The following is a 20240-nucleotide window of genomic DNA, read 5'->3' on the forward strand; positions in this document are numbered from 1 at the left end:
AAAAGTAAAAATTGATTCCGGACGATGAAAATATTCTTAAGTTATGGACATGATTCAAATGTTCCTTTAATAAAAAAAATAAAAGAGTACCTGTCAAAAGATGATAACGGAAAGTTGCGACATGATGTTTGGATTGACACATCAGAAATAAAGGCTGGAAAAAATTGGCGGAACTGTATAACAGAGGGAATTATGAGTAGCGATGTTGTTCTTGCAGGTTTATCAAAACATTCTACTCGAAATCCGGGGGTGTGTCGTGACGAAATTAATATTTCCATTGGAGTAAAAGGAGGGAACATCAAAACTATCCTATTGGAACCTGTAGATGTTGTTGCACCACCAGCAATGCTCTCTCATATCCAGTGGCTTGATATGAGCGATTGGAAAGAGCATATTAATGAAGGGTTTGATAGTATCTATTTTCAAAAGAAATTTAGAGAGATAGTAGAACTTGTAGAAACACCAGAAAACGAACGTTTTAATGGTGAAATAACAAAACTGAAAGAAGTATTTGAACCAATTTCTTCTATCGGTCGTATTAAATCTTTGACACAAAAGGAAATGTATGGTCGTAAGTGGTTGTATGATAAGATTAGAGAATGGGATAAGATTCCTGAACAACGCATCTTTTGGATAATGGCAGGTCCAGGTTTCGGCAAAAGTATGTTTGCTGCCAACTTGCATCTACAATATAATGCTCATATTCCTGCTGTTCAATTTGTGGAATGGGGGAAACCAGATCATTCAAATCCTTGTTGCATTTTGAAGAACCTTGCTTTTCAATTGGCTGTTAGATTTCCTGAATACAGAAAGTTTGTGCTTCAACTTCCTGAAGTCGTAGACAATAAACTTTGTAATAAGAATGAACATGAATTGTTTGACCTTTTATTTTGTGAAAGCACTTGGTTGAAGATTGATGGGAGTCTGGAAAATATATGGATTTTAATAGATGCCCTCGATGAAGCTAACGATGAATATGATAATAAAATAGCGCAAACACTTGCCAGACACATCAATCGTATGCCCCATTGGATTCGTTTTATTATAACGAGTAGGAATGATAGTAAAGTAAGACTTCCATTACAACAGTATAATCCGCAAGTTCTTGATTTGGATAGGTTCATTACAAATAAAAATAAAGAAGATATGATTGAATTCTTAAAGGGAGAATTATCAGACTTCAGTCCGACAGTAGAACAATGTCTCAAAATTGTCGAAAAGAGTGAAGGTGTTTTTCTTTATCTTCAATTAACCACAGAAGAGTTAAATAAAGGACTATATTCATTGGACAAATTGGAAGATTTGCCTAATGGTATAAATGATTACTATTATAATTTGTTTACTAGAATATTTCAAAAAAATCATCAGTTCTATCAGGAACAAGTGGTTCCTGTATTACAAATTATCTTGTCGTCCACGCAGGCGATGGATGTTCAACTTCTACAATTTTGTTCTGATTTAGAGTCAGAAACTAATTTTTATAAAGTATTGGACAGTCTGGAACATATATTGAGGATCCAAGAGGGTAGGTATGTGTTTTTTCACAATTCTATTCAAAATTGGTTAACGGATCATTCTAAATCAGGTCAATTCTTTATATCTAAGAATGATGGTAAGAGAAAGATATCATGTAAATTTGTAGATTGGCTGGGGGCAGGTAATGCGGCATTAGACAAATCTTGGGAGAATTATAAATATGGTTTTGAAGATTGTTTACAATACAATATAACCTTACCATATCGTATTCCTAAAGAAAGAGCTATAATTTTGTTGACGACAACATGTCCTAGTGGTTCATATGGCCTTGGTGGAATACTTAGATTTTATGATGAATGTATGACATCTATTCATTTGTATATAGATAGATTATTAGAACAGCATAACGACGATTTCTTATTATCCTTTTTTATTAGCTTATTTGAAGCAACAAAAGATTTATATATTGAAATAGGTATTGTCTCAAAGGTAACAAGAGCTTTTGGGTATAGTGAAGTACCTATTAATAGGGAAGCTATATGGAAGGCTGTTAAATATTCAGCATTTATCGGTGCCATGGGAAAGCATATCGCAAATTCTACTATATTATGTCCATATAAAACATATGCTATTATTACGCAAATAATAGCAGTCCTTGCGTTCTATGATAGAAGAGTCGGGGAGATACATTCTGGGTCTTTAAGCGATCTTGGGGATTTTACTGCATATGAATTGGATGAAGTAGTCTCTTTATTAAAACAAAACAAGACTTCTTCTGTATCAGAAAGAGTACATTATGATGATGGAGAACTTTATACCAACGCTTTAGTCCAACTAAATCCGTCACTGTACCCCAATCATATGAATTATTGACAGAATCAAACGAAGTAAGTTGCAGCATTTGAATTTTCAGGAGATCATTATGTCGAATGCAGAAGGTTCTTCTTGGTATATCAGAAAGGAAAACATTTAGAAACATCGGCGAATCCTGTTCATTTGTGCCGTTGTGGGCAGTCGTTCAACAAACCTTTCTGCAACGGGACACATGCCAGTATGCATTTCTGTGATAATATTCCGCTGGAAAAAATACAAAGAGAGTACTAAAAGAGAATCGGCTACAGGATCCTACAGCCGATTCCTGTTGGAGGTTATTCATTATTATTAGTACTAACCATCATTAATTGAATATCCCCTTTCACATATAGTCAGTCTAGTCAGCAGCGTGGTACGGATGTGTAAACCAGAAGCAGGAGCCTACTCCTTCGGTTGAATCCACGCCAATTTCTCCTCCCATTTGAGAAACGATACTTTTGCAAATAGAAAGTCCTAAACCTGTACCCTGAACAAAAGTATTCAGTTTCACAAAACGTTCAAATACGCTCTTTTGCTTTTCTTCCGGTATTCCCATTCCTGTGTCGTGCACATAGAATTTTATTTTCTGATGGGATATTTGTTCGTAGCCAAGGGTGATAGTGCCTTGCCGGGTGAACTTTAATGCATTATTTATAAAGTTACTGATTACTTGGGTGAATCTATTCTTATCTGTGTAGATATAACATTCCGGCAGTATCTCCTCAAAAATCAGTTCAACGCCTTTACCCACTTTCATACCCATTGATTTGATGATTTCAGAACAAGTCTCGTTTACATCTACATTGGTATATACAAAATTAAATGTTCCGGCTTCAATTTTCGAAAGATCGAGAATGTCCGATATCAGTTGCAAAAGAAGTTCATTATTCTCTTGCACGATTTTGATATATTCCTGCCGTTCGCTTCTGCTGTCCGTTTCAGCTAACAAGCTGGAAAAACCGACAATAGCATTGAGAGGAGTACGGATCTCATGACTCATATTGGCTAGGAAAGCCGACTTCAGGCGATCCAGTTCTTCTGCTTTATCGCGAGCAATAATCAATTTCTGTTCAGTCTCTTTCAAAGGCGTGATGTCGTAATTGATACATAGCATCTCAATAACGCCGTCTTGCGGACGATAATCTCTGACCATTACATTAATACTGGTCCATGTATATTTACCATTTTCCCTGCAGACACGAACTTCTTTGCGCAAACTGGTTGCTTTTCCTTCTTTCACTTCGCGCACAAAGTTCTTCAGAACCGCCTGATCTTCAGGAACCACATGAGCATATACTCCGATAACCTCCGGCATAGGAATACCTTCCTTTTCTCCCAAATTCCTGTACCATGTATCCTGGGCATACCCGTCTCTTGTCAGTACATTGAAATGGGCAAACCCTACCTTGGCATAATCACCGATCAGAAGAAACAGATTCTCAAATTCCTGTATCTTAGTGTATGCATTGGTTGTCTCTGTCGTATCTATATTGATAAACAGATAGTTGATAAATCGGTTTTGAGAATCATAGAGAGCGGTAACTTTAGTAGTAAGATTGATAATCCCTTCCCTCTCGCTTTCTACATACTGATTTATTTTTGCGAAATCATAATTAATGGAGAAATTTACATCTTCTTTGGCTTTCAACTTTTCTTTTACCTCTGTGGGGATATTAGGATTGTCGAACAAGTTAATTCCTAGTGCCTCATTCTTGTCAGATAAACCAAATATTTCAAGTTCTTTATCATTGATGTCTACCAGATAGCCATCTTTATCATAAAGTTCGACACCTGCCGGAAGATTCTTGTATATGTTTCTCAATATCTTTTCGCTGTTGTCCAAAGCAATACGATCTTCTTGGGCCTGCAACTCCGATTTTCGTAATTCGATGCAAATACTGATAATATTAGCGAGAGAAGAGAAGCATTGATAATCCACATTGCTCCAGTTGCGTTGTGTTCTTACCATATCAATTCCCATGTAACCCCATACTTCCTCTTTAGATATTAAAGGAACTACCATCAGTGATTTAATATCCTGCATTTCTAATGTACGGCGATATTCTTCTGCTTCTTCAGGCATATCATCCAGTGTGTTCAGAATAATTGCTCTTCTTTCGCCTATCTGATGATTCCACCAGGTAGATGGGTCCCAAGGGATATTACTTAAAAAATCCTGCTCTTTGGAGATGCCTTCGGCTGTGGCTTCATAAGTACAGTCCTGACGTTGTTCTTTTCTGTTTATTTCGAAGATATAAATACGGTCACCTTGGAACTGTTTGAGGAGATCTCCTAATGTCTCATTTATCACTTGAGTCACATCATCACATTGCAGAAACGCAAGCAATGAATATGAAATATTATTCTGCTGATAGAGTAAACTGCTGACTTGAAGAAAATCAATGTTTCCATTTGAATTATCGATAGGTCTGTCAATATATTGCAGAAAGCCGGTCATGTTCCTGTATCCCTCTTTATCAGGTTTCTGGAAACTGATTTTGGAGTACACCCAGATTTCCCCGTCTTTTGCCCGGATAGGAAACATTTGCTCGTAAGTCTGTAAATTGGATAAGGACAGATATTCGTTTTTAAGACGCAACCGATGGTCTTCACGTATTCTTTGGTGGAACTCGGTGAAACTAATGCGATTACCTTCAAGGCCGAGTAAGTCTACAATAAAGTCGGAACAAATATATTCCTGATTCTTCAAATCTGACTCCCACCATCCCATTTTGGCCATTTGTGCTATCTGAACGTATTTTTCATAGTCATAATTTGTTTGTTCTTTCATATTGTTTGCTCTTGTTTTCTGTTTTATATTCTAAGACATTAGCCAACAAAGATAAGCATAACTTTTAAATAATGAGGCGTTTGTGTATCACCGCGGGAGGAAAATGAAAGTCTGGTGCCGAAAAGTGGAAAAAGAGACGAATGAGTACAAACAAGAGATTATTTCGTCTTCTTCTTAGTTAAGAAGTGAATTATATAATCTATAATATATATCAGAAGAATGAAAAATATCAGATTATTCATGTTTGCGGCATGCACACTTTTTTTAGCAGCGTGTGGCAGGCAAACCGTGAAGATTATGACTCCGCCGGATGCGTCAAATCGTGTTTTGTTTGGTGCGGAGCAGTTACAGGCTACCTTGGATAAAGCCGGTTATCAGGTAATGATGCAGCAGGGAGATACTACATTCTCCGATCCCGAAATCAAAACAATCTTGCTGACGGAAGTGAATGACACGACACTCAAGAAAGAAGGTTTTCACATTACGACGACCGGCAATCTGACCAGAGTGTCCGGCAGGGATGGGAGTGGCGTCATTTACGGATGTCGCGAACTGATAGACCGTGTGAATGACTCGGATGGTCGGTTGAATTTCCCGGAAGAATTAAAGGACGGTCCTGAAATGGTATTGCGTGGAGCTTGTGTAGGATTACAGAAGATGACCTACCTGCCGGGACATGGTGTATATGAATATCCGTATACTCCGGAAAGTTTCCCTTGGTTTTATGATAAAGAACAGTGGATTAAATATTTGGATATGCTGGTTGCCAATCGCATGAATTCATTGTATCTCTGGAATGGACATCCGTTTGCTTCTTTGGTGAAACTGGAAGATTATCCGTTTGCACTGGAAGTAGATGAAGAAACATTCAAAAAGAATGAAGAAATGTTCTCTTTCCTCACAGAAGAAGCGGACAAGCGCGGTATCTTTGTGATACAGATGTTTTATAATATTATTCTTTCCAAACCTTTTGCTGAACATTACGGGCTGAAAACACAGGATCGTAATCGTCCTATTACTCCTTTGATTGCCGATTATACACGCAAGAGTATTGCCGCTTTCATAGAAAAATATCCCAATGTAGGACTACTTGTTTGCCTGGGTGAAGCGATGTGTACGGTAGAGGATGATGTGGAATGGTTTACAAAAACAATTATTCCCGGAGTGAAAGACGGATTACAGGCATTGGGACGTACGGATGAACCGCCTCTTTTGTTGCGTGCACACGACACGGACTGTAAACTGGTGATGGATGCTGCATTGCCGCTTTATAAGAATCTTTATACGATGCATAAATATAATGGTGAATCGTTGACAACTTACGAACCTCGTGGCCCCTGGTCGAAAATACATACGGATTTGAGTTCATTGGGTTCCATCCATATCAGTAACGTACATATCCTGGCCAATCTGGAACCATTCCGCTGGGGATCTCCGGATTTCGTACAGAAAGCGGTAACTGCCATGCATAATGTACACGGTGCCAATGCACTGCATCTTTATCCGCAGGCTTCTTATTGGGATTGGCCCTATACGGCTGATAAATTGCCGAACAACGAACGTGAGTTCCAATTGGATCGTGACTGGATTTGGTATCAGACATGGGGACGTTATGCATGGAATTGCCATCGCGATCGTACAGATGAGATGGGCTACTGGAACCATCAGTTAGGGAAGTTCTATGGAACATCTGACGAGAATGCAAGCAATATCCGCGTAGCTTATGAAGAAAGTGGTGAGATTGCTCCAAAGCTATTACGTCGTTTCGGTATCACAGAGGGAAATCGCCAGACATTATTGCTGGGTATGTTTATGAGCCAACTTGTCAATCCATATAAATATACCATCTATCCGGGATTCTATGAAAGTTGCGGACCGGAAGGGGAGAAGCTGATAGAATATGTAGAGAAAGAATGGAAAAAGCAACCTCATGTAGGTGAAATGCCTTTGGATATTGTTGCTCAAGTAATAGAGCACGGGGATAAGGCAGTAGCGGCTATTGATAAGGCGGCTGCCTCCGTATCTTCAAATAAGGACGAATTTGCCCGTTTACAAAATGATATGCATTGTTATCGTGAATTTGCGTATGCGTTCAACCTAAAAGTGAAAGCCGCCAAGCTGGTATTGGATTATCAATGGGGCAAAGACATCAAAAACCTTGAAGAAGCTATTCCTTTGATGGAACAAAGCTTGGAGCATTATCGTAAATTGGTGGAATTGACAGACGAACATTATTTGTATGCCAACAGTATGCAGACAGCTCAACGTCGTATTCCTATCGGTGGAGATGATGGAAAGAATAAGACTTGGAAAGAATTGCTGGTACACTACGAAAAAGAATTGGAGAACTTCAAAGCTAATCTCGCCCTGTTGAAAGAAAAACAGAATGGAAATGCGGTGGCTGAAACTGTAGAGATTGCTGCCTGGGCTCCTGCAAACGTAAAACTGATCTCTAATTATCCGGCAGTGAAAGTGGAGGAGGGTACTTCTTTATTTGTCGATCTTCCGGGTAAGATAGAAGCAGTAGCTCCTGAATTGAAAGGAATGAAAGCGCTTCGTTTCAATGGAAACGAGCAGAGAGAGAAAGGCACGAGTATCACTTTCGAAACAGATGCTCCGGTGAAATTATTAGTAGCCTATTTCAAAGATGACCAGAAAAAGTATGCAAAGGCTCCGAAACTGGAAATCGATGCATCAGCCAATGATTACGGTCAGGCGGAACCTGTGTTGACGAATGCTGTCCGTATCAACGGAATGCCTTTGGCAAATGTACATGCATATAGTTTTCCGGCCGGAAAGCATACGCTGATGTTACCCAAAGGTTATCTGCAAGTGCTAGGATTTACTGCTGCAGAGATGAAGGTGCGTAATGCCGGACTTGCCGGGGATGAAGAAACAATGGATTGGTTATTTTACTAATCTCATTAGATTATAGATGAAAAATATTATGAAGAAGTTATTGCTGGCTGTTTTTAGTATAACCACAACTTTCTCTCTGTATGCGCGACGCGAAGTTCCGCAGGAACGGATGGAGCAGATTTATGAAGAGGTGAAGACACCGTATAAGTACGGTCTTGCCATCGCACCGGCAGACAATCATCATAAGATCGATTGCCCTACCGTTTTCCGTCAGGGAGACAAGTGGTTGATGACCTACGTCGTCTATAACGGTAAAAGTGGAACGGACGGACGCGGATACGAGACATGGATAGCGGAAAGCGACAATTTGCTTGAATGGCGTACATTAGGACGAATTCTTTCTTACCGGGATGGAAAATGGGACTGTAACCAGCGTGGCGGCTTTCCTGCATTACCGGATATGGAATGGGGTGGAAGCTATGAACTTCAAACTTATAAAGGCCGCCATTGGATGACGTATATCGGTGGCGAAGGCACCGGCTACGAAGCAGTGAAAGCTCCGCTTTACATCGGACTGGCATCAACAAAAGGAGATATTTCCACTGCCCACGAATGGGAATCTCTGGACAAACCGATCTTGAGCATCCATGATAAAGATGCCCAATGGTGGGAGAAACTGACTCAATATAAGAGTACTGTTTATTGGGATAAGGATAAAACGTTGGGCGCTCCGTTTGTAATGTATTACAATGCAGGTGGCCGTCATCCGGAAACGGATTTAAAAGGAGAACGTGTTGGCATCGCTCTTTCCAAGGATATGAAGACCTGGAAACGTTATCCGGGAAATCCGGTCTTTGCACATGAAGCGGATGGAACGATTACGGGAGATGCACATATCCAGAAGATGGGAGATGTGTATGTGATGTTCTATTTCTCTGCTTTTGAACCTTCGCGTAAATATAAGGCATTCAATACGTTTGCCGCCAGCTATGATTTGGTGAACTGGACTGACTGGAAAGGAGCCGACCTGGTTATCCCTTCCAAGAACTACGATGAATTGTTTGCTCATAAGAGTTATGTGGTAAAGCATGATGGAGTGGTTTATCATTTTTATTGTGCGGTAAACAACGCAGAGCAACGTGGCATTGCCATCGCTACCAGTAAGCCGATGGGACGTTCGGCGGTTCGCTTTCCGAAACCGGAAATTAAAGATCGGCGGTTAATCACTACATTGAATGAGGGTTGGAAGACCTGGATTACAGAAGCAACTCATTTGAAAGGTAATTTTATGATGCCTGCAAAGACGGTGAATATCCCTCATAATTGGGATGATTATTATGGATATCGCCAGTTGACACATGGAAATATGCATGGAACCGCCATGTATGTAAAAGACTTCACAGCCGATATAAAATCCGGGAAACGATATTTCCTTCGTTTTGATGGAGTAGGTACATACGCTACCATTAAAGTAAACGGAACGGACTTCGGTCGTCACCCTGTTGGACGTACTACATTAACCTTGGACGTTACAGATGCAATGAAGCAGGGAACAAATCGCCTGGAAGTAAAAGCCGAGCATCCGGAAATGATTGCCGATATGCCTTGGGTATGTGGTGGATGTTCATCGGAATGGGGATTCAGTGAGGGGTCACAGCCCTTCGGTATTTTCCGTCCTGTGGTGCTGGAGGTGACCGATGAAATTCGTATAGAACCTTTTGGTGTACACATCTGGAATGATGAAAAGGCTGTTAACGTATTTGTTGAAACGGAGGTTAAGAATTATGGTAAGGCAACAGAAACGATAGAGTTGGTCAATAAACTAAGCAATGCCGATGGAAAACAAGTTTTCCGTTTGGTGGAGAAAGTAACTTTGGCTCCGGGAGAAATGAAAGTCGTTCGCCAGCAAGCTCCTGTCGAGAAACCTGTTTTGTGGGATACAGAAAATCCATATCTCTATAAACTAGCCAGTATGATTAAGCGTGATACAAAAACTACGGATGAAATCTCAACACCGTTTGGTATCCGTACCATTAGCTGGCCGGTTAAACGGAATGATGGAGACGGACGTTTTTACCTGAACGGAAAACCGGTGTTTATTAATGGGGTATGCGAGTACGAACATCAGTTTGGACAGAGCCATGCATTCAGCAATGAACAGGTGGTTGCAAGAGTAAAACAGATACGTGCGGCCGGGTTTAATGCATTCCGGGATGCTCATCAGCCCCATCATCTCGACTATCAGAAGTATTGGGATGAAGAGGGAATCCTGTTCTGGACACAATTATCTGCTCATGTATGGTATGATACTCCGGAGTTTCGCGAGAACTTCAAGAAGTTACTTCGTCAATGGGTGAAAGAACGTCGCAATTCTCCTTCAGTGGTAATGTGGGGATTACAGAATGAAAGTACTTTACCTCGTGAATTTGCACAGGAATGCAGTGATATTATTCGTGAGATGGACCCGACTGCAAAGACAATGCGCGTCATTACAACTTGTAATGGCGGTGAAGGTACAGACTGGAATGTGATTCAGAATTGGAGCGGTACGTATGGGGGAGATGTGACTAAATATGGTCGGGAACTTTCTCAAACTAACCAATTATTGAATGGGGAATATGGAGCATGGAGAAGTATCGGTTTGCATACGGAACCGGGAGATTTCCAAGTGAATGGTGTGTGGAGTGAAGACCGTATGTGCCAGTTGATGGAAACCAAAATCCGTTTGGCAGAGCAGGTTAAAGATAGTGTTTGCGGACAGTTTCAGTGGATATACAGCAGCCATGACAATCCCGGACGTCGCCAACCGGATGAAGCATATCGCCAAATAGATAAAGTCGGTCCGTTCAATTACAAAGGACTGGTTACTCCATGGGAAGAACCGTTGGATGTGTATTATATGTATCGTGCCAACTATGTTTCCGCAGCCAAAGATCCGATGGTCTATCTCGTATCCCATACATGGACTGACCGTTTTGAGAAAGGACGTCGCCGTGCTACTATAGAGGCTTACAGTAATTGTGATTCTGTGTTGCTTTACAATGATATGACAAATGAAAAGGCAACCTTCCTCGGACGTAAAAAGAACAATGGAGTGGGCACTCATTTTATGTGGGAAAACCGGGATATTCGTTATAACGTACTTCGTGCTGTGGGATATTATAAAGGCAAACCGGTAGCGGAAGACCTGATAGTGTTCAAGGGTTTGGAACAGGCCCCGAATTTCGAACTTCTTTATCAGGACGATAAAAAAATATTGAAAGGAGAGGCAGGATATAATTATCTATATCGTCTTAATTGCGGAGGAGATGATTATACGGATAGTTTCGGACAGTTGTGGTTGCAGGATAATACGAACTATTCTCATTCATGGGCAGAAAACTTCAAGGATCTGAATCCATATCTTGCCAGCCAACGTACTACCAATGATCCGATTCGTGGCACTCGTGACTGGAAGTTATTCCAACATTTCCGTTTCGGGCTTCATCAGTTGGAATATCGTTTCCCTGTGGCAGATGGAACCTATCGTATTGAACTGTATTTCACAGAACCCTGGCATGGCACAGGCGGAAGTGCTTCTACCGACTGTGAAGGGCTGCGTATCTTCGATGTTGCCGTGAATGATTCTGTCGTATTAGACGACTTGGATATCTGGGCAGAAAGTGGTCATGACGGAGTTTGCAAGAAGGTGGTATATGCCACTGTAACAGGGGGAATGTTGAGAATTCATTTCCCGGAAGTGAAAGCTGGTCAAGCCTTGATTTCGGGTATCGCTATTGTTTCCACAAATGAAGAACTGAAACCGACGGTATTCCCTGCATCCGATTGGAGTTGGGAAAAGGCAGATAAAGAAGTGATGGAAAAGACTCCAAAAGAGTTGCTTCCTGAAGATAAGAACGCCCGTGTCAGTATATCATATGAAGCGGAAACGGCTACACTAAAAGGTAAATTCAAAAAGAAAGAACATCGTAAACAGATGGGAGTATTCTTTGATAAAGGAAAAGGGAACAGCATTGAATGGAATGTTTCTACCGGACTGGCTCAAGTGTATGCTCTTCGCTTTAAGTATATGAATACTACCGGAAAACCAATACCTGTCATCATGAAGTTCATAGATTCGAAAGGTGTGGTATTGAAAGAGGATATATTGACCTTCCCGGAGACACCGGATAAATGGAAAATGATGAGCACCACTACCGGAACCTTTATCAATGCCGGACATTATAAAGTATTACTTTCGGCAGAAAAGATGGATGGGCTCGCTTTTGATGCGTTGGATATTCAATAACAAAATAGAGGTGTGTCAAAAACTCCCTTTCAATTTATAAGAGTTTTGACACACCTCTATTCTATTTCTCTACTTACTAAGTTTTATCCCATTTATTTGCCAGTCGTTTTGAGCTGTTCCTTCCGTGAAATTAAATAATTTTGTTTCGAGAGGTAATGGTTTGAATGTCAGAGAAAATTCGGCTTCTCCACTTTCCGGTAGAAAGAAATGCTCACCGGGAGTAATGCCGTCTGCTTTTTGTAATGTGTATGATGCACCCTTCTCATCTACTAGTTGAGTATTCTTACTTACTTGTATCCAATATTTAGGTATATAATATGCATTGAAATGTACGATGGTAGCAGTATCTGTTAGTTCCACCTGCTTAACTTCAAGAATATCGGTATTGGTTGATTCTGACGTCGGATAATTAACGACTTTAGTGTTTCCTTGTCGGGTGATACTCATCTCGCGCTTTGTCGCATCCAAATATCTACGCATTTTTAATTTCAGACTGCCTTTACCATATCCCGACCACATTTTCATAATCTTTCCTTCCGGTGAAATAAGGACATAATTAGGGATACCATTGACACCATATTTAGCATATAGTCCTGCGCTTTGTTTCAGATCACTCAAATTCTGCCAAGTCATTTCATGTTTTGCCGAGGCTGCCTTCCATCTGCTTTTCGTATCGGAACTTAAACTAATGACAGTAAGACGCTCTTTATATTGCTCCTGAATCTCCTTCATCTCTGGTAAAGCCATGATGCAAGGACCGCAGCCACTACTCCAAAAATCGAGTAATATATATTTTCCTTTGAAATCGGTCAGATGATGAATCTTTCCATCCAAATCGTAAAGTTCGGTATCTGCCATTTCATCTCCCTCTTTCACAACTACAGGCGGAAAGAGATTAACAGTAATTTCCTGTCCTTTTATAGAAGCTTTTTGTGCTTCATTCATTCTATTATACAAAGCCAGCGTTTCATCTTTATAAGAGAAGTTAGGATTGTATTTTACCGACATACTCAATCTATGCAATCTGTCTATCCAGATGTTTGATACAGGAAGTTCTTGCATCAGTTGCATTTCACGTTTGCTGATTAAGGCTGATATACTGTCTGCTTTCGCACGCATAGCTTTACGTTCAGCTTCCGGGGCGGAACGCAGGCTTCTTGCTTTAATAGACAAACGTTGGTATTCATCCCATAAATCGCGTGAATTTTCAATAAATCTATTATGTTCTATTTGTTCTTTTACGGGACTGTCTACTTTCCATGTATGTATCAAAGTATTCGTTCCGGTTACTTTTATTCTAGCGTTGGGAGTTGCATAAATCTCCAGGGACATAGAAGGAAAATCATCATTACGGGTACACATCAGGGATAATTTGTCCATACCACTTTCTCCGGCATTTCGCTTGAAGAAGAAGGTTCCGTTTTGTATGCTGTCCAAAGCCACTGTACTTCCTACATTCCCGTCAAGCAGGAAAAGAGAAACGAGAGTCCCGTCTTTTACACCTTCCACTTTGCCTTCAATCGTGTATTCCTGTTGTGCTTGCGCACCCATGTAGCCCATCAAAAGAAGGCTGCCGAATAGTAGTTTTTTCATTATATTCCTATTAAAATTACAAATTACTGCACAAGGTAAAGTTTTTCTTTATAGACTGTTCCAATCATTATTATTCTTTAATATTTCAATCAAAGAAAGGGTACAAAATGCCCTTTCGTCCGTCTACTTGATATGAAGAAAAAAGAACGAATGAAAATATATACTTTACTGCTTGGTGTCTTGTTTGTTAGCCCAATACAGGCACAAACAATACTTGATTGGGAGAATCATCATGTTCTTCAGATTAATCGTGAACCGGCAAGAGCCGCTTTTATCCCTTTCTCTATCCAGAAAGGAGACTGTTCGATGTCTTTGGATGGAACTTGGAAATTCCGCTGGACTCCTGTTCCCAATGAAAGGGTCCTGAATTTCTATCAGATAAACTTTGATGATAAAAGCTGGACAGATTTTCCTGTTCCGGCAAACTGGGAAGTGAACGGATATGGTACGCCTATTTATGTTTCAGCAGGTTACCCGTTCAAAATAGATCCCCCGCGAGTGATGGGAGAACCCAAAACTGACTATACCACGTATAAAGAACGAAACCCTGTCGGACAATATCGCCGTACATTTGTTTTGCCAGCCGGATGGGAAGCAAACGGGCAGACTTTTCTACGGTTTGAGGGCGTAATGAGTGCCTTTTATGTTTGGATCAATGGCGAACGGGTAGGGTATAGCCAAGGCAGTATGGAACCGAGTGAATTCAACGTCACGAAGTATCTGAAATCCGGAGAAAATCAGATTTCATTGGAAGTTTACCGGTATAGCGACGGTTCCTACCTGGAAGATCAGGATTTCTGGCGTTTTGGAGGTATTCACCGCAGTATTCACCTGATACATACTCCGGACATTCGTATCCGTGATTATGCTATACGCACTCTGCCTGCATCTGCTGGTAATTATAAAGACTTTATTTTGCAGATTGATCCGCAATTCAGTGTGTATAGAGGAATGACCGGTAAAGGTTATATTCTGCAAGGAGTATTAAAAGATGCTTCAGGCAAAGAAATTGTTGCATTGAAAGGCGATGTGGAAGATATACTTGATTTGGAGCATAAAGCAAGCCGGATGAATGAATGGTATCCGCAACGGGGACCTCGTAAAATGGGACGTTTATCAGCCGTTATAAAATCACCGGAAAGATGGACGGCAGAAACGCCCTATCTTTATAAGCTGCGCTTAACCTTGCAAAATGAGGAAGGAAAAGTATTGGAACAGATAGAACAAGCTGTGGGTTTCCGTTCTGTGGAAATCAAAAAAGGACAACTGTTGGTGAATGGCAGTCCGGTTCGTTTTCGTGGAGTAAATCGCCATGAACATGATCCCCGAACGGCACGTGTCATGAGCGAGGAACGAATGCTTCAGGATATTCTTTTAATGAAGCAGGCGAATATAAATGCAGTACGTACCAGTCATTATCCGAACGTCAGCCGTTGGTATGAGTTATGCGACAGCTTGGGACTGTATGTAATGGACGAAGCGGATATAGAGGAACATGGATTGCGCGGAACATTGGCAAGCACTCCCGACTGGCATGCAGCATTTATGGACCGTGCAGTTCGTATGGCGGAGCGTGATAAGAATTATCCAAGCATCGTCATGTGGAGCATGGGAAACGAGAGTGGTTATGGACCGAACTTCGCCGCTATCTCTGCATGGCTGCATGATTTTGACCCGACTCGTCCTGTACATTATGAAGGAGCACAAGGAGTGGATGGCGATCCTGACCCGAAAACTGTCGATGTTATCAGTCGCTTTTATACCCGGGTGAAACAAGAATATTTGAATCCCGGTATTGCCGAAGGAGAGGATAAAGAACGCGCTGAAAATGCACGTTGGGAACGATTGCTGGAGATTGCGGAACGTACCAATGACGGCCGTCCGGTAATGACAAGTGAATATGCACATTCCATGGGAAATGCATTGGGAAATTTCAAGGAATATTGGGATGAGATATATAGCAATCCTCGTATGCTGGGTGGTTTTATATGGGATTGGGTAGATCAAGGAATCTACAAAACTTTACCCGATGGCCGTACCATGGTGGCTTATGGTGGTGATTTTGGTGATAAACCGAATTTAAAAGCGTTCTGCTTTAATGGATTGCTGATGAGCGAGCGTGAAACTACGCCTAAATATTGGGAAGTAAAGAAAGTGTATGCACCCGTCGAACTAAAAATGGAAAACGGGAAACTGAAAGTGACGAACCGGAATCACCACACAGGTTTGTCTCAATATCGTTGCCTATGGACTGTGTCAATCGATGGAAAACAGAAAGAGCAGGGAGAAATTACCTTACCGGAAATAGCTCCCGGAGAGAGTCAGACGATAGATTTGCCGACTTTCCGCTCATTGAAAGGCTCCGGTTCTTTGAGTAATCAAACAAAGAGAGGTCAAGGGAAAGCTCTGTCTGATTGCCAGCTAAAAGTAAGCATCGTTTTGAAATCGGATGCCCTTTGGGCAAAAGCAGGGCATGAGGTGACTTGGGAACAATTCTGCTTGCAGAAAGGAGATTTGATCTCTACTGATCTAGTCAATAAAGGAACACTTCAAGTGAAAGAGGATAATCAGTCCTTATTGATTAGCGGACGCGGTTTTTCCGTTCAGTGGGAAAAGAAAATGAACGGAAGCATGACTTCCCTTCTATATAATGGCAAAGAGATGTTGGCTCATTTAGATGATTTTCCTGTTCAACCCGTCACTCAAGTTTTCCGTGCTCCGACAGACAATGACAAGAGTTTCGGGAATTGGCTGGCTAAAGACTGGAAATTGCATGCAATGGATAGTCCGCAGATAAATTTAGAATCTTTCAACCATGAAGTACGTGCAGACGGGGCGGTAATTGTACGGATTCAAACAAGCAATTTATATAAAGAAGGAAAAGTGACCACAACTTCTGTTTATACTGTTTCTTCAGATGGAACGATTGATTTAAAGACGACTTTCCTACCACAAGGAGTTCTTCCCGAAATCCCCCGTTTAGGAATCGCATTCTGTCTGGCACCTGCTTACAATACATTTACCTGGTATGGCAGAGGACCGCAGGACAATTATCCTGACCGTAAAACATCTGCCGCTATAGGGCTTTGGAAAGGGAATGTGGCGGAACAATATGTGCATTATCCCCGTCCGCAGGATAGTGGAAATAAAGAAGAAGTACACTATCTTACCCTGACTGACAAACAGAATAAAGGTATTCGTGTTGATGCGGTAGAAAATGTGTTTTCCGCATCTGCTTTGCACTATACTGTGCAGGATATCTATCAAGAAACTCATGATTATAATTTAAAACCACGTGCGGAAGTCATTCTAAGTATGGATGCTGCCGTGCTTGGATTAGGAAACAGTAGTTGCGGACCGGGTGTATTGAAGAAATATGCCATAGAGAAAAAGGAACACACGCTGCATCTACGTATCAGTAAGCAATGAAATAAATAACTAACACAATTATAAAAGTAACAATGAAAAAAGTAACCACTTTATTATCAACTTTAGCGTTGGCAACTACCTTGGCTGCTCAAAACCTTCCACAAACGGAAAGGCAATATCTCTCCGGTCACGGATGCGACGACATGGTTGAATGGGACTTCTTTTGTACCGACGGACGCAATTCCGGGAAATGGACGAAAATCGGTGTACCTTCCTGCTGGGAGCTGCAAGGATTCGGCACCTATCAGTATGGAATCACTTTCTATGGTAAACCATTCCCTGAAGGCGTTGCCAATGAAAAAGGTATGTATAAGTATGAGTTTGAAGTTCCGGAAAAATTCCGCAGCAAACAGGTGAATCTTGTATTCGAGGCTTCAATGACGGATACGGAAGTTAAAGTGAATGGACGCAAAGTGGGTTCCAAACATCAGGGGGCTTTCTATCGTTTTTCATATAACGTCACGGATTTCCTGAAATATGGTAAGAAAAACCTGTTGGAAGTCACTGTTGCCAAAGAGAGTGAAAATGCCAGTGTGAATCTGGCTGAACGTCGTGCTGATTATTGGAATTTTGGAGGTATCTTCCGTCCGGTATTCCTGGAGGTGAAACCTGCTGTAAACCTGCGACATATTGCTATTGATGCAAAGATGGATGGATCTTTCCGTGCCAACTGCTACACCAATATCTCCAATGACGGCATGAGTATTCGTACACAGATTCTGGATAAAAAAGGAAAGAAGTTAGCGGAAACCACTGTACCTGTAAAAGCGGGTGGCGACTGGACTTCTCTGCAACTGAATGTCTCTAACCCTGCACTATGGACTGCGGAAACTCCGAATCTTTATAAAGCTCAATTCTCCCTGTTGGATAAGGACGGTAAAGTGCTGCATAGTGAAACGGAAAACTTTGGTTTCCGTACCATTGAAGTACGTGAAAGCGACGGACTTTATATAAACGGAGTACGTATCAATGTACGTGGTGTCAATCGCCATAGCTTCCGTCCTGAAAGTGGCCGTACATTGAGTAAAGCGAAGAATATCGAAGATGTTCTTTTAATGAAAGACATGAACATGAATTCTGTTCGTTTGAGCCACTATCCGGCTGACCCGGAATTTCTGGAAGCTTGTGATTCTCTCGGACTTTATGTGATGGATGAATTGGGAGGCTGGCATGGCAAATATGATACGCCCACCGGAGTACGTCTGATTGAAGGCATGATAGAACGTGACGTGAATCATCCGTCTATTATCTGGTGGAGCAATGGTAATGAAAAAGGATGGAATACCGAATTGGACGGAGAGTTTCATAAATACGACCCGCAGAAACGTCCGGTTATTCACCCACAAGGCAATTTCTCCGGTTTTGAAACAATGCATTACCGCTCTTACGGAGAAAGCCAGAACTATATGCGTTTGCCGGAAATCTTTATGCCTACAGAATTCTTGCATGGTTTGTACGATGGAGGTCATGGTGCCGGATTATATGATTATTGGGAAATGATGCGTAAGCATCCCCGTTGTATCGGTGGTTTCCTTTGGGTATTGGCAGACGAAGGTGTGAAGCGTGTGGACATGGATGGCTTCATTGACAATCAGGGAAACTTTGGAGCAGACGGTATTGTAGGACCACATCATGAAAAGGAGGGTAGCTACTATACTATCAAGCAGTTATGGAGTCCTGTACAGATTATGAATACTTCTATCGACAGGCAATTTGACGGCAAATTCTCCGTAGAAAACCGTTATGATTATCTGAATCTGAATACCTGTCGTTTCCTTTGGAAGCAAGTGAAGTTTCCACAGGCAACGGATGCTTCTAATACCGCTGCTCAAGTGTTGAAAGAAGGAGAAGTGCAGGGTAGTGACGTGGCTGCTCATTCGGCAGGTGTCTTGGATATAAAAACAAATATCCTCGCCAATACAGATGCTCTTTACCTGACAGCTATTGATAAATACGGTCATGAACTTTGGCGTTGGACTTTCCCGGTTGATAAACTGAACCAGCGAACTGAACCGATCTCCCTCTTATCCATCCGTCCTACCTATACGGAAACTGAAAATGATCTCACAGTGAAGGCGAACAAGCGTACGTTCATCTTCTCAAAGAAAGACGGACAATTAAAAGGAGTATCTGTAGATAATCGTAAAATTAGTTTCGCCAATGGTCCCCGCTTCATTGGAGCCCGTCGTGCAGACCGCTCATTGGATCAATTCTATAACCATGATGATGAGAAAGCAAAAGAAAAAGACCGTACATATAGCGAATTCCCCGATGCTGCCGTATTTACGAAACTGGATGTAAAACAAGATGGAGGTGATCTGATTGTTACCGCCAATTACAAACTGGGTAATTTAGATAAAGCTCAATGGACAATCAGCCCGAGTGGGGATTTGGTATTGGATTATACCTACAATTTCTCCGGTGTGGTGGATTTAATGGGTATTTGTTTCGATTATCCGGAAGATCAGGTAATCAGTAAACGCTGGTTGGGAGCCGGACCATATCGTGTATGGCAGAATCGTATTCATGGCACACAATACGATGTATGGGAAAACGACTATAACGACCCTATTCCCGGTGAAACTTTCACTTATCCCGAATTCAAAGGATATTTTGGCGATGTTTCCTGGATGAATATCCGGACGAAAGAGGGCATTATCAGCCTAACAAACGAAACTCCTGATGCTTATGTCGGAATATATCAGCCTCGTGACGGTCGCGACCGTTTGCTTTATACTCTTCCCGAGAGTGGAATTTCTCTTCTGAATGTGATTCCTCCGGTACGTAATAAAGTAAACTCCACCGATTTGTGTGGTCCTTCTTCACAACCAAAATGGGTAAATGGTCCACAAACCGGACGGATCGTTTTCCGGTTTATGTAAATAAATGATAAAGAGGTACTCATGTTATATTGAGTACCTCTTTATCATTTTATGCATATCAGTGAATTAA

The 20240-nt window shown here is 41.4% G+C and carries 8 protein-coding genes; 6 read left to right on the plus strand and 2 right to left on the minus strand.

Going from position 1 to position 20240, the window contains the following annotated elements:
* Positions 1–24: 24 nt before the first annotated feature.
* Positions 25–2349: a toll/interleukin-1 receptor domain-containing protein gene (locus H8796_RS17775; RefSeq protein WP_117933697.1), complete on the plus strand. Its 2325-nt coding sequence runs from the start codon at positions 25–27 to the stop codon at positions 2347–2349.
* 72 nt (positions 2350–2421) lie between these two features.
* The gene (locus H8796_RS17780; protein ID WP_117933699.1) at positions 2422–2580 is read left to right on the plus strand and encodes a CDGSH iron-sulfur domain-containing protein; all 159 of its coding nucleotides are present in this window, start codon (positions 2422–2424) and stop codon (positions 2578–2580) included.
* A 106-nt stretch (positions 2581–2686) separates the two neighbouring features.
* Here the strand turns inward: H8796_RS17780 and H8796_RS17785 are convergent, their stop codons facing one another.
* The gene (locus H8796_RS17785; protein ID WP_117933701.1) at positions 2687–5119 is read right to left on the minus strand and encodes an ATP-binding protein; all 2433 of its coding nucleotides are present in this window, start codon (positions 5117–5119) and stop codon (positions 2687–2689) included.
* A 219-nt stretch (positions 5120–5338) separates the two neighbouring features.
* Here H8796_RS17785 and H8796_RS17790 point away from each other — a divergent pair, with 219 nt between their 5' ends.
* Together H8796_RS17790 and H8796_RS17795 are read left to right on the plus strand one after the other, a co-directional pair.
* Complete coding sequence (locus tag H8796_RS17790; RefSeq protein ID WP_187343845.1) at positions 5339–8038, plus strand: hypothetical protein; 2700 nt, start codon at positions 5339–5341, stop codon at positions 8036–8038.
* Positions 8039–8066: 28 nt separating this feature from the next.
* Complete coding sequence (locus tag H8796_RS17795) at positions 8067–12266, plus strand: malectin domain-containing carbohydrate-binding protein (RefSeq protein WP_117933703.1); 4200 nt, start codon at positions 8067–8069, stop codon at positions 12264–12266.
* Between the two features lie 69 nt (positions 12267–12335).
* On the opposite strand, the gene H8796_RS17800 is transcribed toward H8796_RS17795, so the two are convergent.
* Positions 12336–13859 (minus strand): TlpA disulfide reductase family protein, encoded by a 1524-nt coding sequence (locus tag H8796_RS17800; RefSeq protein ID WP_117933705.1) that lies wholly within the window; start codon positions 13857–13859, stop codon positions 12336–12338.
* A gap of 132 nt (positions 13860–13991) precedes the next feature.
* On the opposite strand from H8796_RS17800, the gene H8796_RS17805 reads away from it, so the two are divergent.
* Together H8796_RS17805 and H8796_RS17810 are read left to right on the plus strand one after the other, a co-directional pair.
* Positions 13992–17288 carry a glycoside hydrolase family 2 TIM barrel-domain containing protein gene (locus H8796_RS17805; RefSeq protein ID WP_117933707.1) on the plus strand — a complete coding sequence of 1099 codons (3297 nt, stop codon included), beginning with the start codon at positions 13992–13994 and terminating at the stop codon, positions 17286–17288.
* Between the two features lie 32 nt (positions 17289–17320).
* Positions 17321–20170: a glycoside hydrolase family 2 TIM barrel-domain containing protein gene (locus H8796_RS17810; RefSeq protein WP_117933709.1), complete on the plus strand. Its 2850-nt coding sequence runs from the start codon at positions 17321–17323 to the stop codon at positions 20168–20170.
* Positions 20171–20240 lie beyond the last annotated feature (70 nt).

Origin of the sequence: Bacteroides sp. M10, assembly GCF_014334015.1 — a bacterium.
In the GTDB taxonomy this organism is placed as follows: domain Bacteria; phylum Bacteroidota; class Bacteroidia; order Bacteroidales; family Bacteroidaceae; genus Bacteroides; species Bacteroides intestinigallinarum.